Source organism: Pseudoalteromonas sp. APC 3893, assembly GCF_030408095.1.
In the GTDB taxonomy this organism is placed as follows: Bacteria; Pseudomonadota; Gammaproteobacteria; order Enterobacterales; family Alteromonadaceae; genus Pseudoalteromonas.
On sequence record NZ_JASDCD010000020.1, the window covers coordinates 1 to 17,076 of the forward strand.

General features: G+C 38.3%; 14 protein-coding genes and 1 pseudogene. 6 read left to right on the top strand and 9 right to left on the bottom strand.

The annotated features are described in order from the left end of the window. The 8 genes and pseudogenes from QMA12_RS17605 to QMA12_RS17640 all read right to left on the bottom strand — a co-directional run. A pseudogene (locus QMA12_RS17605) lies at window positions 1–113 on the bottom strand (ISAs1 family transposase); the annotation flags it as partial. Window positions 114–165: 52 nt separating this feature from the next. After that, window positions 166–786: a DsbA family protein gene (locus QMA12_RS17610; RefSeq protein WP_290210896.1), complete on the bottom strand. Its 621-nt coding sequence runs from the start codon at window positions 784–786 to the stop codon at window positions 166–168. Beyond that, complete coding sequence (locus QMA12_RS17615; protein ID WP_290210897.1) at window positions 770–1,876, bottom strand: GGDEF domain-containing protein; 1,107 nt, start codon at window positions 1,874–1,876, stop codon at window positions 770–772. The genes QMA12_RS17610 and QMA12_RS17615 overlap by 17 nt, the downstream gene beginning before the upstream one ends. 28 nt (window positions 1,877–1,904) lie before the next feature. Beyond that, window positions 1,905–3,794: a methyl-accepting chemotaxis protein gene (locus QMA12_RS17620; RefSeq protein ID WP_290210898.1), complete on the bottom strand. Its 1,890-nt coding sequence runs from the start codon at window positions 3,792–3,794 to the stop codon at window positions 1,905–1,907. Window positions 3,795–4,246: 452 nt separating this feature from the next. Further along, window positions 4,247–5,518 (bottom strand): sugar MFS transporter, encoded by a 1,272-nt coding sequence (locus tag QMA12_RS17625; RefSeq protein WP_290210899.1) that lies wholly within the window; start codon window positions 5,516–5,518, stop codon window positions 4,247–4,249. Between the two features lie 274 nt (window positions 5,519–5,792). Further along, entirely contained in the window at window positions 5,793–6,305 is a 513-nt protein-coding gene (locus QMA12_RS17630; protein ID WP_290210900.1) for an RNA methyltransferase, read from the bottom strand. After that, a complete protein-coding gene (locus QMA12_RS17635; RefSeq protein WP_290210901.1) occupies window positions 6,305–6,802 on the bottom strand; it encodes a YcgN family cysteine cluster protein in 498 nt (165 codons plus the stop codon). Before QMA12_RS17635 ends, QMA12_RS17630 begins: the two co-directional genes overlap by 1 nt. Before the next feature lie 106 nt (window positions 6,803–6,908). Further along, the gene (locus QMA12_RS17640) at window positions 6,909–8,729 is read right to left on the bottom strand and encodes a DUF885 domain-containing protein (protein ID WP_290210902.1); all 1,821 of its coding nucleotides are present in this window, start codon (window positions 8,727–8,729) and stop codon (window positions 6,909–6,911) included. Between the two features lie 146 nt (window positions 8,730–8,875). On the opposite strand from QMA12_RS17640, the gene QMA12_RS17645 reads away from it, so the two are divergent. Then, on the top strand, window positions 8,876–10,141 hold the full coding sequence (locus QMA12_RS17645) for an amidohydrolase family protein (RefSeq protein ID WP_290210903.1): 1,266 nt from the start codon (window positions 8,876–8,878) through the stop codon (window positions 10,139–10,141). Window positions 10,142–10,348: 207 nt separating this feature from the next. Then, window positions 10,349–12,760: a TonB-dependent receptor gene (locus tag QMA12_RS17650; protein ID WP_290210904.1), complete on the top strand. Its 2,412-nt coding sequence runs from the start codon at window positions 10,349–10,351 to the stop codon at window positions 12,758–12,760. Between the two features lie 54 nt (window positions 12,761–12,814). On the opposite strand, the gene adhP is transcribed toward QMA12_RS17650, so the two are convergent. Further along, entirely contained in the window at window positions 12,815–13,825 is a 1,011-nt protein-coding gene (gene adhP / locus QMA12_RS17655) for an alcohol dehydrogenase AdhP (protein WP_290210905.1), read from the bottom strand. A gap of 194 nt (window positions 13,826–14,019) precedes the next feature. Between adhP and QMA12_RS17660 the strand changes: the two genes are divergently transcribed. The 4 genes from QMA12_RS17660 (at window position 14,020) to QMA12_RS17675 (ending at window position 16,809) form a co-directional block, all read left to right on the top strand. Continuing rightward, window positions 14,020–14,562, top strand: a complete 543-nt coding sequence (locus tag QMA12_RS17660) for a MarR family transcriptional regulator (protein WP_290210906.1) — start codon at window positions 14,020–14,022, stop codon at window positions 14,560–14,562. 600 nt (window positions 14,563–15,162) lie between these two features. Further along, complete coding sequence (locus QMA12_RS17665) at window positions 15,163–15,513, top strand: hypothetical protein (protein WP_149592397.1); 351 nt, start codon at window positions 15,163–15,165, stop codon at window positions 15,511–15,513. Between the two features lie 155 nt (window positions 15,514–15,668). Beyond that, window positions 15,669–15,878, top strand: coding sequence for a hypothetical protein (locus QMA12_RS17670; protein ID WP_290210907.1), 210 nt, complete (start codon window positions 15,669–15,671; stop codon window positions 15,876–15,878). 388 nt (window positions 15,879–16,266) lie between these two features. Further along, window positions 16,267–16,809, top strand: a complete 543-nt coding sequence (locus QMA12_RS17675; RefSeq protein ID WP_087531472.1) for a PIN domain-containing protein — start codon at window positions 16,267–16,269, stop codon at window positions 16,807–16,809. Window positions 16,810–17,076: the final 267 nt, after the last annotated feature.

A 17,076-nucleotide genomic window follows, 5' to 3' on the forward strand; every position in this document is an offset into this window, starting at 1 on the left:
CATCCAGATGTTACAGCACTAATAATAAGGAAAAGTACATCGACAAGGTTATGATGCTGGTTGATAGTTGAGCGGTTATCTTTTACAAGTTCTAAATGGGAGAATAAGGACATAAGAAATATAAAGTAATGAAATTTATAGTATTAGATCATAAATTATGAATGTTTACAAAGTATGATCCTGCCCTGGTGAATAGGTGGTATCTGCATCTGTGTAATTTATAGCAATAGGGTGTAATCTGTTATTATATTTTAATACCAAAGAAGGAAACCCTTGAATAGGCAAGCTTCGGATATAGTCTAATTCGCTGAGCAATTTGTCATTAACTAATACACTGTTCAATTGTAGTTTAAACTCCTCAGCGGTACACAAGTCAACTTGCTGTGCTAATTGACAAAGCACATCTTCATCAGAGGGATTTTTTGCTTCTAAATAATAAGCCTGTTGAATTGCTGCAACCATTACACTTTCTTTATTGGCATCACGCGCAATAATAGCAGCTCTACACGATGGGTAAGTCGAGCGTTTGGGTTTACATAATCGCCAAAAATCAAAATTAAACTCAGTACCCAACTTACTTTCTATATTTCGCCAAGTATTTTGTAGCATGGTTTGCATTTGTAAGGGCATAGGGCTATCTGAATCAGGTGCTAAACCACCTACCTTGTATACAATGTTTACATCATCATTTAAAAGGCTCTTCAATTTAGACCAAGTTGGAGCATAACCCCAACACCAACTACACATAGGATCATGAACATAAATAAGTTCAGCTTTGTTGTTCATTACATTCCTTGCTCAGTGATGAAACCACACAATTTCTACCAGCACTTTTAGCATCATAAAGATGATCATCAGCCACTTTAACTGCTTCATTAAATTCATGAATTTGACTCACTTGGGCAACACCAATACTGCACGTTATATTAATTTGAAACTCTGTGAAAACAATGGGGTTTAGCTCAATATGATTACGCAATTTATCAGCGACTCTTTGCGCTGCAATCAAACCTATTTGAGGTAAAACTATCATAAACTCTTCACCACCATAACGAACTTTTATATCGGATGCGCGTAATTGATTTTCTAACATCTGACTAAACTCAATTAACACCTGATCACCCACACCATGGCCATACATATCATTAATTGCTTTGAAGTGGTCAAGATCAACAAGTAACACACTAAGGGGTAAATATTGTTCAGGTCTAGATTTCACCAAAGGTAAATAATGGTTCGTAATGAAACGACGATTTGCAAGTCCAGTAAGTTGATCTGTGTGTGCATCTTGTTTTTGCAGCAAGGTCATTTGTGCAATGGTTAAATGGCTTTTATTGCGAAAATATTCACCAATTAAGCTAAATAAAAAGACCAGACTAAAAGCAAGCGTAAATCTGATATCTTCGGCATATTTATAATCAACTTGACCAATATTAGGCCCAAATAAAAGCAAAACAGTGAATACTAGTAATATTGAAACAACAACCAAACCCAAGCGAAAACCTAATGTTGAAAAAGCAACAATAGGGTAAAACATTAACCAATAGAGCGCGGTATTGTCTTTTCCTCCGGTATAAGCAAGTGCTAGACAAAGCACACAAATAATACTCATAACTATGAGCGCTACACCGGTCAATTTTCCTGTTTTAATAAAATAAAATGCGCACAATAAAAGCGTTATATCTGATAACAGCATCATTATCGTTAAAACTAGATCGTAATACTGATAATTTAAAAAAACTAATACAGTTATAAGCACAACAGCCACTAGAATCATCGTAAAAAATGTAAATGCTCTTCGCTGTATTTCTGCACTATTTACATTTTCAATATTAATTAAATTTAACCAATCCGGCTGGTTTAAAGATTTAGTCATATAATTTGGGCCCTCTTCAAAGTGACTATTAAACTTTAAACCGCAATACCATTTTTTCAAGCTCATCAAACTGTAACTTCAAGCGAGTACATTCATTTAAGGTACTGTTAAGATTGAGTTGCCCTTGTTGGGACAATTCGCTAATGGTGTGAATATCATTATCCAGTGTTTGTATCACCTGATTTTGCTCTGTTGTTGCATTGGCTACACTATGATTTACTTCATCAATTGATTCTATGGCTTTGGTTACATCTGCCATTTTTTCACCAGCGCCATGTGCTTGTTGAACACTGTTAGCACTTTCAATCAAGCTCGATTTCATTACCGCAACAGCGCTTTCAGATCCTTGTTGTAGCTGAGTTACTGTGTTCTCAATTTCTTGTGTTGATTGTTGTGTACGCTGTGCCAACTGCCTTACTTCATCAGCGACGACGGCAAACCCGCGACCAGCTTCACCAGCACGAGCAGCCTCAATCGCAGCATTTAAAGCCAGCAAGTTAGTTTGCTCACTTACCCCTTTAATGACCTCAAGTACTTGCTCAATACTTGCAGAGTGCTTAGCAACAGCATTAATGGTTTGTTGTGCTTGCTCCATGTTATTTGACAAAGAATTTATCGCTGCAATATTGTCATTTAATGAATGTTGGCTTTGCACCGACTGAGCGTTAGCCTGTGTTGCAAGTGACGAAGCATGGCTTGCACTATTTGAAATTTCTACTGCACTTGATGATAATTGGTTTATTGCCGTTGCTACATTGTCAGTGCGTTTTGTTTGATCGCTATACATAGTAAGGGTTGATTCTGTTTGCTCAACTAAACTTTCGACCGAACGCTCTAACTCAACAGTGGTGGTTTTCACTTGATCTATAGACGTGTGAATCTTATCTATAAAAGCATTAAAGTAGCCTGATAGTTCACCAAATTCATCATCATTTTCTATTTCCAACCGTCTAGTTAAATCCCCTTCACCTTGCGCAATGTCTTTTATTGCATCATTAAGTCGGTGCATTGGGCGCATTAAGTAGCGCAAAACATATTGCATCATCAGCACTATCGCAGCAATGCCTAAAACCATATACACCGTAGCCATGTTACGAAAAGACGCTACCGATGAATATGCAATTTCTTTATCAATAACAACACCTAAATACCAATTAACATTTTTAATCCCTTTGATTGGAGTAAAAGACACTAAATGCTCACTATCATCGATACTTATTTCAACAAACTCAGGATTAAGTGGCAGCTTTTTGGAAAATAGTTTATCCATGCCCTGATCGTTTAATTTAGTATTAGGGTGACTGAGAATGCGACCATCACTGTCGAGTAAAAAGCCATAGCCGAAACCTAAAAAATCGATCTCATTTACTATATTAGTAATTGTTTGCATATCAATGTCTGCACCAGCAACGCCAATAAATTCACCAGCAATAGTGATAGGTGCTACAGCAGAGATTGTCAGCTCATTAGTGGTCACATCTATATAAGGGTTCGTGAATGCTGTTGTGGTTTTGTTTTCAACTAATTTATACCATGGTCGAGTGGTGGCATCATAATCAGCTAGTAATACAATAGATTGATCGTTTAAAACAAACCTGCCATCGGGCTTTCCAATATAGGTATTTTTAAAATCCCCTGCCATTTCAGCGGTATTTAACTGGCTTAGAGTAAGTGCTTTACTGTCATTCTGTTGATGAGTTCTAGCAATTGCAACAACAATCGACAGTTTATTATTTAGCCAGTTAGCAATATTTTGAGAAACTGATTGAGAGCTTTCTTGTAGCACTGAAGAAAGCTGCTGCTGTGTTTGCGAGCGCATTGAGATAAAATTGTTAATTGTAAACAAGCCAAGAACCAACACCAGCACAATTGATGCCGCAATGGTAACTTTAGTAGTAAATTTTAACGAACCAAGCATAGTAAGCCTATATTAATTATTTTTGTTATCACCTTAGTTTTAGCAAATAAAGCTGGATTTGTCTCATTTTATCGATAGTTCTTACTATGTTATGAATGATTCTGATATTAAATATACAATATCCTCTACGCAAGCCAACATCGATGAACATACGCTGGTTTAATCTATTTAATAAAAGTACGCATTGAAAATTGCTCACCTACAATATAACCAGACACAACTTTTGATTACTCTTTTGAAAAAGTACATAATAATGAATGTGTATTAATTATAACGAACACCAAATAGGATCGTTCCACTAATTTAATCCTTTTAACTCAGTGAATACGTATTCAAATGATATTATATTTGATAATTGTAACTATAAAGAAGGGCTTTAGAACTGGGAAAATGTAGATAAAAATGCACTTACCGAAAGTAAGTGCATTCAAAAACAAGAATTAAATAACAAATTAATTAACTCTTTGCTGCCACTTAGTTGATAGCCTAACAACATTTAGTCCATACCAAGCAATAAAGGCATAGCAGATAACAGGGACGAAAAAGCTGTCCTGAATATTTACTGTGTCAGCAATATAGCCTTGCAGTAACGGTACAAGAGCACCACCTACGATTGCCAAACATAACCAACCTGAGCCTTTACTTGTTAAAGAACCAAGCCCTTCTATCGCAACAGAAAATATAGTTGGGAACATAATTGAATTGAATAATCCGATAGCTAAAACACTATAAAGGGCAATATTGCCTTGGGTAAATATCGTTACTAACAACAGTACAATAACCGCACACGCATTGAATGCTAACGCTTTTGAAGGTGCTATTTTTTGTAATAGTACAGAACCAATAAAACGGCCAACCATGGCCCCACCCCAATAGTAGGCTATTAACGCAGACGCAGCATGCTCTTCAAGTCCAGCAATATGCTCTTCACCAAAAAAGTTTACTAAAAAACTACCAATTGCGACCTCACCACCAACGTAACAAAAAATAGCAACCACACCCATTATTAAATGTGGCGCTTGCGTTAAAGAGTGGTCCTTTGCTTTACAGTCCAGCTCTTCTTTGTGGGCAGTAATTTCAGGTAACTTTAAAAATGCAAACACGACTGCGATTGTAAGTAATGCTGCCGCTAACATTAAATAAGGGATTTTTACAGACTCTGCTGTAGCAGCACCAGCCGTTAACGACCCTGCAGCACCAAAGAATAATATTCCACCTACGTATGGGCCAACGGTAGTGCCTAATGCATTTAATGCCTGAGCTAAATTTAACCGAGATGAAGCCGTTTTCTCAGGGCCAAGTGCAGCTACATAAGGATTTGCAGAAACTTGTAATACCGTCACCCCCCCTGCCAATACAAATAATGCCGTTAAAAATAGCCAATATTCATGGACAACAACCGCAGGGTAGAATAATAAACACCCAATAGAAGCAACAATTAACCCTGTCAGTACACCATTTTTATAGCCAAACTTCTTTACTAGCAACCCTGCTGGTAAAGACACAATAAAGTAAGCACCAAAGAAACAAAACTGAACCAGCATTGCTTCGGTGTAACTTAAATCAAAAACCCCCTTTAAACGTGGGATCAAGACATCATTTAAAACAGTAATAAAACCCCAAAGAAAAAACAGGGTTGTCATTGCCGTTAATGCTGGCAGGTAGTTTTTATTCGACTGCGGATCATTAGTGGCATAGCTTTGGTTTGTATTTATTTCACTCACGTGATTTTCACTCCATTAACAAGTTAGGAACGATTCTACACATTGAGAAAATAAGATCACAAACTTTTAATAGGAACGTTCCATATAAAAGTGCTTTAAATGGGCAATTCTCAGCTAACCCAGTACTAAATTGGTATGCTGATTTTTGAGAAAAAGAAGAAATCAATTATTAACTATATTGTTGAATGGCTCTATTTGTTAGTAGAATGAAAGGCGAATACAAAACTATAGCTCATAGGTCAATCACTCGCACATCGTAAAAATTTTAATAATATTACGCTTTTGACCATTTCATTTTATTATTTGTATCACGGCTTTTGATAATGGTTTCATCGCAACTGCTAACACCACCAAGCTTTGCTAATCGATCGTATAAAACCACATTACAAGTTGCTGCTAAATTCATACACCCAACTGTTGGAATATAAACGACCTCATCGCACCAATTTAATACCTCTTTACTAATTGAGCCATCTTCTGGGCCAAATATATAAAAGGCATTTTCTGGGTGGATAAACTCAGGTAACGGTGTAGCACCTTCGATTAATTCAATCACAACCGCTTTGGCCCCTTCAGGCTTTGCATGCTTTAGATCATCAACTGACGTAAGCGGGATACGCTCAATAACGTTTTTGGTATCGGTATGAAACTTTTTCGCATTTAAATAACGAGTACCGGTAAAAAACACATGCTTGGCGTTATAACAACCTGCGGCACGTAAAACACCACCTACATTGGTAGGGCTTTTCGGGTTTATTAAGCCAATTGTCGCCACTAAATTTGTCATTAATCAGCATCCTGCGTTGGCCAGTAAGCCACATATAAGTCAAAGTCATCTAGTTCTACGTCGCAATCTTTAACCGTTTTATCTCGCACGGAAATATCGAGATCATGCATTAGCTCTTTGCTACCACCATTATTTAATGGGTGCCAAGAAGCAAGACCACGACCTTCATGCAAACGACGATAGCTGCAACTTTGTGGCATAAAGAAAATGCTTTCGAGGTTTTCTTTGGTGAGTTTTACACATGATGGTACTAATACTTGACGGTTTTCATACTCGCTGCAGCCACACGTTTCGTTATCAAGGTATTGGCATACAATATTGGTGAAAATAAGCTCTTCACCTTCACGCAGTTGGTCTGTTGCAGTAAATTCGTCTTCATCTTCACTGTCAATAAATGTGTTTAAGCAGCATTTACCACAGCCGTCACAAATAGCTTCCCATTCAGGTTGTGACATTTGTTCAAGTGACTTTTTAAGCCAAAATTGATTTTCTAACATGTTAAAACTCAGCGCCCCTAAGAGCGCGCATTCTACCGCAAACAGCCATAGTGCGCAAAACTACTCACTTCACGCACTTAGGTGTTAATAAACGAACTAGTTAGTACTATTTCTGTATCTCTACCCAACGTTTAATTTTTGCTTCTAGAATTGGCATAGGCAATGCGCCATCTATTAATATTTGCGTATGAAACTCTTTAATATTAAATTTATTGCCTAATGCTTTTTTACAGTAATCACGTAATTCTTGGATTTTAAACTGCCCTAACTTATAAGAAAGCGCCTGTCCTGGCCAAGCAATGTAACGCTCTACTTCTGCAGTAACATCACTTAGCGCCATTGAAGAATTAGCTAGCATATAGTCAATGCCTTGCTGACGAGTCCACCCTTTGGCATGAAAACCAGTATCAAGTACTAAACGCATAGCACGAAGCTGCTCATCAGCTAAACGACCGTACCACATATATGGGTCGGTAAATAAGCCGAGTTCTTTTCCTAAGCTTTCTGCATATAGTGCCCAACCTTCGGCGAACACGGTGTAGCCCCCAAATTTACGAAAATCAGGTAATGACTGCACTTCTTGCTGTAATGCAATTTGAAAATGGTGTCCCGGTGCCGCTTCATGGATAGACAAAGTCTCAAGTAAAAACTTAGGCTGGGCTTTTAGGTTAAATGTATTAATGTAAAAAATGCCTGGTCGTGAACCATCCGGTGCAGGCGATTGATACGACGCCCCTGCCGCAGACTCAGCTCGAAAATCTTCTACCGCCTTAACGACATAATCAGCTTTAGGAGCAATATTAAATAATTTAGGTACTTGCGCATCAATTTTTAACTTAACGGCTTCATAAGCTGCAATTAATTGCTCAGGAGTGTCAAAATAAAATTCATCAGAATCTCGTAAGTGAGTAAAAAAATCGGCTAGACTCCCTTTAAAGCCAACCGTTTCTTTTACTGCTTTCATTTCATTAAGAATACGTGAGACTTCTTTTAAACCAATTTCATGGATTTCATCAGCTGATAAACTTAAGGTTGTATTTTTCTTAATTTGATATTCATACCAGGCTTTACCATTTGGTAAATCACTGTAACCGACCGTCTCACGGCTATTTGGAATATACGTATCAGCTAAAAAGTTACTCATTTTTGTATAAGCCGGCACTAATTCATTCATTATCAGTGCGCTGTATTGAGCCGTGAGTTGTTGCTTTTGAGCTGTAGTAAAATGTTCTGGTAGTTGTTTAATCGGACTGTAAAATAATGACTGCTCTGCGCCAGAAACTATATGGGCTTGAAATTGTGGCAATAATTTTTCAGCTAATGGTTTTGGTAATACAACCCCGGCACTGATCCCCTGCTCCATCGCAGATTGTACACTGCTTAACCATGTTACAAAACCTTGTGCACGCGCAATAAAATTTTCATAATCTTGATAAGTAACAAATGGCTGCGCACTTTGCCCAGAGCCAAATCCTGCGAAGGTATTATGCGCACCAGACATTTGGTTTATTGGTAATAAATAACTTGGAAAATTAAAGCCCTCAATCGTTAACGCTAAATCCCGTGCTAATATTTCGTAGCTCAATAAAGCTTGGCCGGTTAACTGGCTATCATCAATTGTAGCTAAACGCTGCTGGAAATCTTTATAAAATGCCAGTTTTTTACCACGGCTTTGCTCAGTACTCGGTGCTGTAAATTGATTATTATATTGGCTATAACCGATGTAAGTAGCACTTAGTGGGCTAAATTGTAATGAGTCTACAAAATACTCTGCTACGAGTGTATTTAATTGTTGTTCGGCAATGTTGGCCGTACCTGTTGCTGATACAGGTTGCTTGTTTTGTAAATTATTATTCTCAATATTGGCGCACGCCGTTAAAGCACTAAGCACACTAGCTACAAGCAATGTTAACTTAAAATTTTTCATAATTATCCCTGAGTGTAAGTATTAACGACAATTATGCGTCGTATGTTTAACTAAATAAAGAAAATAAGATACTTAACGCGTTTTGTTTACAGCTTAAATACTGCTTGCTACATTACTATATAAAATAATCTAAAATTAGAAAATAAATGAATAAATTATCTCTTGCCATTTCACTGAGCTTGTTGTGTGTTAGCGTATTTAATACTCAAGCAACCACTTATATTAGTGCCAAAGCAATGCTTGATGTTAATAATGGTAAATTAATCAAAGCCCCATTGATCCAAATTGATGATGGGATCATTACAAAAATCACGACCAAACAAGCTCCTAAGCTACAACAGGGTGATGAGCATATTGAGCTGCCTGAATTAACAATTCTGCCAGGGTTGATGGATATGCACGTTCATTTAACCAGTGATCCAACCGTGCCAAGAAGTGAGCGTATTGGTCAATCAGTACCACGCCAAGCGATTAAAGCGGCCTACTTTGCTAAAAAAACATTAAAAGCAGGCTTCACCACGCTACGTAATGTTGGCGCAGGTGGCTACAGCGTTATTGCTGTAAGAGATGGCATTAATGCAGGGGATATAGCCGGCCCCCGTATTTGGGCGGCAGGCCCCTCACTGGGTGTGACAGGCGGACACTGTGATAACAACCGACTACCACCAGAAATGAAGTATACCGCTGAAGGAGTGGCTGATGGCCCATGGGCAGCAAGAACAAAAGTGCGCGAAAACATAAAGTACGGTGCCAACGTAATTAAATTTTGCGCCACAGGAGGCGTATTCTCTAAAGGCACTAAAGTGGGCATTCAGCAATATAGTCAAGATGAAATGAATGCCATTGTCGCTGAAGCCCATATGCGCGGTGTGACCGTTGCAGCTCACGCTCATGGGACTAGTGGTATTAAAGCCGCCATAGTTGCCGGTGTAGACAGTGTAGAACATGTGAGTTACGTTGATGATGAAGCAATAAAACTGGCAAAAAAACATGGCACTTGGTTTTCTATGGATATTTATAACACGGAATATACCCTAACCTATGGCGAGGAAAATGGTGTTGCTGAAGAAAACTTGGCAAAAGAGCGTCTGGTTTCAAAAAGACAGCGGGAAAGTTTTTCTCGTGCGGTAAAAGCCGGTGTCAAAATGGTGTTTGGTACTGATGCAGCCATTTACCCACATGGCGATAACGCTAAACAATTTTCACGTATGGTTGAATTTGGTATGACACCGTTACAAGCCATTCAGTCAGCTACAATTAATAGCGCAAAATTATTAAAGGTTGATACCCAACTTGGTCAGCTAAAGCCTGGGTTTGCAGCAGATATTATAGCAGTAAAAGGCAACCCTCTTAGTGATATCAGTAAGCTTGAAAATGTTAAATTTGTAATGAAAGCAGGTAAAGCATACTAGCAAATAAATAATGCGGGGCTAAATGTTAGCCCTGTGATCAATTTTTACCCACCACTGATTTTTTTCTTCCAAGCCTATGTTAACCCGATAAATAAACAAAGTTACAATTTTGTTTACACGCTAAATAATTACCGATTTCCATATATTAATACTTGTAATACAAATACAACACATTATCATTGCGTAAAATTTCAATGGTAGCTATTTATGACAACACATAAACTTTCTTTAATTACCCTCGCTTGTTTGACATCTTTTAACGCAATATCTGCTGAACAGACAGATCTTGAACACATAACAGTTTACCAAAAGCAAAACCAAGTCGTACTTAACTCAGGACTGGCGACTAAATCTGATATGTCACTAATGGAAACCCCTGCCCCTATCGTAGTTGTAGATCAAGAATTAATAAATTCACAGGGTGTCGATAACCTGCAAGATTTAGCACGTAATATCAGCGGTGTAACTCAAGCAGGTAATAACTATGGTATTGGTGATAACCTAATTATTCGTGGCTTAGGGGCTAATTACACCTATGATGGTATGTACGGTGGTGCAGGTTTAGGTAACACCTTTAACCCAACTCGCTCGCTGACTAATGTTGAAGCAGTTGAGGTACTAAAAGGCCCTGCAACAGGTTTATACGGCATGGGAAGTGCTGGTGGTGTGATAAACCTAATTGAAAAGAAACCGCAGTTTGAAGCGCAGCACACAGTGCAAGCAGAAGTAGGCCAATGGAACACTTATTCACTATCGTTTGATAGCACAGATGCAATCACAGATAACCTTGCATACAGAGTAAATGCCAAAACAGCACGCAGTGATGGCTACCGTGACTTAAAAGATGATAGAGATGAAATTTACACTGCATTAAAATATGTATTCGATGACAAGCAAGATATTATGATATCTGCGGCCTATATCAAAGATTCCATAGCCGTTGACTCTATCGGCCACCCTATCCGTATTTATAATGCAGAGTCGGTTAATGGCAAAACAGCAGGCGAAGTCACTGGCGATGATTTAGTCAATGACCCTACAATGGCTGGTTTACAATTGACCGATGCACAACGTGATCAACTTGCCAACTCACTATCTGCTTCTGATGGTTTAACACCTTATTCGTTTGGTCATAACGGTATCATTTCACCCATGGCCAAAGACAATGAAGGTGAAGAATTACGCTTTAAATTAACGCATAACTATTACCTAACTGATGATTTGTTTTTAAACCAACAATTACAATACCGTAATTACGAATCAAGCTTTGCCCGTCAAACTGGCGCCTATAACTATGTTTATTGGAACCGTAAAGGTGTCATTAATGCAGACCCACGTGCACCACTCGTTGTAGATGACGTACTGTATCCATTTGCCGCACGCAGACAAGAGTTTCGCCAAGTGCAAGCCGATGAAAAGTCATGGCAATACTTTGCAGATTTACGTTATGACTTTAGTTTAGGTGATATTGATAACGAGTTATTAGTAAATGCCAATTACGAAGACCGTGATGTACGTTTCACACAATATTCGATTTGGGATAAAGACTATATTCTCAAAGATAAAAATGGCGATGTAACTTATCAGGGCTCATTACCATATATTTTAGATATACGCACACCAAACTGGGGCGAAGGTCAGTTTAGTGATTACGACCCACTGAAAACCAGTAACTACAATAAAAAAGTACAAGCGTGGGGCGTTGGCATACAACATGTAGCCTATATTCATGACACATTTACCACCCGTGTAGGTTTAGCCTATAACGAAATTACACAAAAATATGAACACTTTGGTGTAGACGCCCGTTATCGTGCAAGTGCAGCAGCCGCCACACCAGAGGCCAGCACCTCGGATAATGGTTTAACCTATAACTTAGGTGCAACTTATAAACCAAGCGATGATATATCAGTATTCATAAATCACTCAAAAGGCCGTACAGCGTACAGTGTTTTAGGCTCTGTTTCAGGTAATGAAGCTGACCGTGAAGACGCTGAGTCCCTTAGTACTGATTTGGGTATCAGAATGAAGGCCTTTGACGACCAATTACTGGCCTCATTAGTGGTGTTTGATACCGCACGTACTAACTTGGAATATGACAACCCAGCATTTGATGATATGAACCCAGATCCCTCAGTTCCTGAGAGCTTCTTCGATGGCGAAGAGAAAACCCGTGGTGTTGAATTTGACTTAAATGCATATTTAAATGAGCAGTGGAAAGTGAATATCAATGGTGTTTATCAAGATGCCCGTGATAAGAAAAACCCCAACTCAAGTACTTTTGATACCCGCCAAAAAGGCGTGCCTTATGTTACGGCCAGCACATGGTTAACCTATAGCGCACAGTGGTTTGAACTTTCACAGCCATTAAAAATAAGTGCCGGTGTTAAATATGTAGATGACCGCAGTACAAACTCAACATCATTCGGTATTCCCTATGGATATGTAGCAAGTTATACAATCTACGATGCAGCACTAAGTTATAACGCAGATAAATGGGGCGTACAGCTAAACTTAAATAATTTATTTAATAAAGTGTATTACTCAAAAGCGATGTTTTTGGGCGGTATGCCAGGTGAAGAGCGCAACGCTAAATTGACCTTGAGCTATAAACTGTAAGCTACTATGAGGCTAGTTTTTAGAGCGCACATTTTGTGCGCTCTACATACTTTTTTATATAGTAACGACTATCCGCCCGTTAATTTCACCCTTTAACATATCGTCAAAAATGTCATTAATATCATCAAGGCGTTTTTCTTCAATAATGGCTTTAACTTTACCCTGTGCAGCAAACTCTAAACATTCTTGTAAATCTTTACGCGTGCCAACAATTGAGCCAACCACTGAAACCCCGTTTAACACAGTATCAAAAATCGGCAGTGGCATTTCCTCTGGCGGCAGGCCAACTAGTACACATTTACCACCGCGTCGTACACTTTTATAGGCTTGCTCAAAACCAGGCTTTGAAACCGCTGTACATACAACTGCATGCGCGCCCCCTACTTTTTCAAAAATAGCTTCACTAGGTACGCACTGTTTAAAATCAAGTGTTATGTCTGCACCAAGCTCAGTAGCTAAATCAAGCTTCTCTTTTCCTGTATCAACCGCAATAACATTTAAGCCCATGGCCTTTGCATACTGCACTGCAAGGTGCCCCAATCCTCCAACACCAACAATAGCAACCCACTGCCCAGGTTTTGCTTCTGATACTTTTAATGCTTTATAAGTGGTCACACCCGCGCAAAATAGTGGGGCTGCTTCGGCAAAGCCTAAACCGTCAGGAATTTTAACCACATAATCACCATGGGCTAAACAATACTCAGCATAACCGCCATCAATTGAATACCCTGTATTATGCTGTGATAAACACAGTGTTTCTTTACCATCTAAACAAAATTCACAATGGCCGCAGGCATTGTAAAGCCAAGGTACACCCACTCTATCACCCACTTTTAAATGATGGATATTACTGCCCAATTGTTCTATAACCCCCACTCCTTCATGACCTGGCACTAACGGCATTTTAGGTTTAACAGGCCAATCGCCATGACATGCATGTAAATCGGTATGACAAACACCACACGCGGCAATTTTAACTAAAACATCATTTGCACCCACAGTAGGTGTTGGCAAGTCAGTGATTTCTAGGCGACCTTTGAATTCATTATTAACAGCAGCTTTCATCTGTTTAGTCCTTATCATTAGTAAGAGTTGGCGTGAACATTCACTGTACATAACTAAAATAGAAACAACCTTAATCTAGATCAAACTTTAGCGGACAAAATACACACAAAGTGCATCTGAGTTACGAGTAAATCTTGCCAACAAGTTTCAGCGTGCTAGCATTGTTTTCATTATTTATTGAAACTTGAAAAGCTATGACATTATCTGAGAAGAACTATGCATTTGTAATGCACTGTGGCGAGATGGGCAGCCGTTGGGGATTTAACCGTACTATTGGTCAAATGTGTGGGTTACTTATTATTACCAAAGAGCCTATGACAGCCAATGAAATTGCAGATGCACTGAGTATTTCTCGCGGTAATGTCAGTATGGGTATTAAAGAGCTGCAATCTTGGCGCTTAATTAAAGTGCAGCATATTCCCGGCGACCGCAAAGAATACTACGCACCAGCCGGTACAATTTGGGACATGGCCAATCGCGTATTTGAAGAGCGCAAAAAACGCGAGATAGACCCAACACTCAGTTTATTACGTGACAATATTTTAGAAGAAGCCCACAACGATGATGAACGTTTCGCACAGCAACAAATGCAAGAAATTCACGACTTGCTCGAAACAGTCACCAAATGGTCAGCAGAATTACAACGCCTAAGCCCAGAGCAACTGCAAAGCCTAATGAAACTCGGCTCAGGCATAGGTAAAGTACTCGACTTTAAAGATAAGATATTGAAGAAATGAAGAGTTAGCGAGGGACGAGAGTAAAGTTAGCAAGCTTTAAGGTACTAGGTACTAGGTTCTAGGTTCTAGGTTCTAGGTTCTAGGTTCTAGGTTCTAGGTTCTAGGTTCTAGGTTCTAGGTTCTAGGTTCTAAAAACTTTAACCACTGAGTTCACCGAGAAGTAAATAATAGTTCAGAATTTTTACTCTGTGCAGCGCGAAGCACCTAGGTGCTCTGTGGTGAATAAAAAGTAAGTTGTACCACATAAAAAGCGCAGATAAGTACTGTACTTTATACACATTCTGCTGACGGAGCTCTTTGAGAGAATTATAGTCATTGATATTGGCTAAGAGTAATAATTAATTGTTTGCTCACATATTCAAAGATATGAGCGACGCGCGTATATTGTTCCGCTTAGCTTTGTTTAAAAGATAATAGAAAACTTAGTGATGGCAATATCTTAGTTAATTTGTTAAAAATATATAAAGTATAAATATGAGTGTGGTCGGAGCAGAAATATCCGCCCTTCGCGCACTATAAAATTGTTATGAGTGAAAGTTAAATCTCAATCCATGTTTTCAAGAAATATAGTAATCAATAATAAAAGGTTGGAATTAAATAATGAAGTTAGCTGACAAGGTTGTTTGGGCAATAATAATCCCTGGAGCGATTTGGTTTTTTTCTATCGTAATAAGGATACTTATTACAGACAATCCACCTTGGGATGAATTTGGTCTCTACATCTTGTTTACCATAGTTCTGATTTCATTGATTAAGCCTCTGAACCTGCTATTTTACCCTGAATCTAGAGAAAAATATGCTGCTGAGAAATCCGAGAAAAAACTACAGAAACAAATTAAAAAAGAACGCTACGTAACTACTAAGTGCAGTTGGTGTAATCAAACCTTCACGCCAGCAGAGTCAGGATACCGATTTCATTGCAGTAGAAGATGCAATTCAGAAGATTCTTAATATTTATTTCAGCCTATCATCGAGATAAGTTGAGATGTCAACTCATAACAATGCAAATGCACTCGGACAGTTTAAAGCGCCGCTCCTCGTTCCTCGTCGCTTTGCTTCAAACTGCCGGTGATTTGCGGCGTTATGTGTACAAGGACAATTGAGCATTGGAAAACACTCCAGAATATCCTATTTGCATCGTTTATGAGGACGAAACCGAAAATGTTGTGTTAGCTAACACAATGGAGGTTATGACTCACCTCGAATGGTTTGACTCTGATGATCCTGAATTTTGTGCTCAAGTAACAGATGCAAAAAATAAAGCTGTTAGCCTTAAAGTTGAAGCTCTGGAAATTATAGAGCTAAAGTACACATAATCGGGTAGCCGGAGGTCTCTAACCTCCAGCCCCCACACCACCCATCAAGCGCTTTTTATTAACAGGAAGTGCAATGGGTGGTTCATCTCCCGTAATGAATATTGATCCAAATATCTCTTAATGACGCTAAACCTTGTGAAGCTAAGTAGTCATTGCCTATAGCGCAATGTTAATTCCTTTTTTGAGCCTTAAACTGCTCAAAAAAAACTTCTAAAACACCTGTAACAGATTGAAAAACAAAAACTATCGGTGAATCCTCTTTTCACATTTCACATTTCACATGAAACTCAGTTATGATTGAATCAAAATAACAACTCGGCTAAGGTTAATGCATCAATAAAAATAAATTAAGCTACAGGTTCATAAGCATTCAAGGAGCATTAATCACATGAAGTGGGCATTTATAGATTACGAAAATATTGGTTGCCTAAGCAAAGTCAATTTATCCATCTACGAAAAAGTCATTGTTTTTGTTGGTGCTAAGCAGCCAAAACTTGATTTTGGTGATAAAAAATACGAGTCACCGGTTAATATTGTTCTTATTCAAATTAAAGCTATACAATCTAATAACTTAGATTTTCACTTGTCTTATTATTTAGGTAAATATACACAAGAAGCAGCACCTAACGTGAGCTTTGAAGTAATAACCAATGACAATGGTTTTACCCCATTAATTTCTCATATTAATTCGAACGGTCGCTGTTGTAAGCAAATTAAAATGGTTAACACTTCAAGTGAATTAACTAAGTTAGTCCATAGCCTTAAATCCAAACCTAAAGAAAAACGGCCGCAGAAAGTGTCTAGTTTAAAAAATCATATAGCATCTCATATGCGTGTTAAAGGTAACGAAGTGGCAATTCAAAACCATATAAATCATCTTGTTAAGATGAATATACTCCTAATATCTGAAACTGGGGTGCAATACAAATGACAAGGTTAAAAACTTTTATGGGGAAGCTTGGTTTAATATTATTAGTATTAGTAACTGCATTTTACCTTACAGTTATTGTTATCTCTAAAAGCCAATTTTCATTAACTTTATTTTGGTTGTTAATCTTTTTAGGTATTATTTGTTTAGTAATGCTTGGCAAGTTTTATTTTTATCATTCAAAGCAAATAAATCACCATAAATAAATGAAAGCAAAAAGAGCTATGAAAGACTTGTTAATACAGAGCCGAGATGCAGACTGATAGGGTA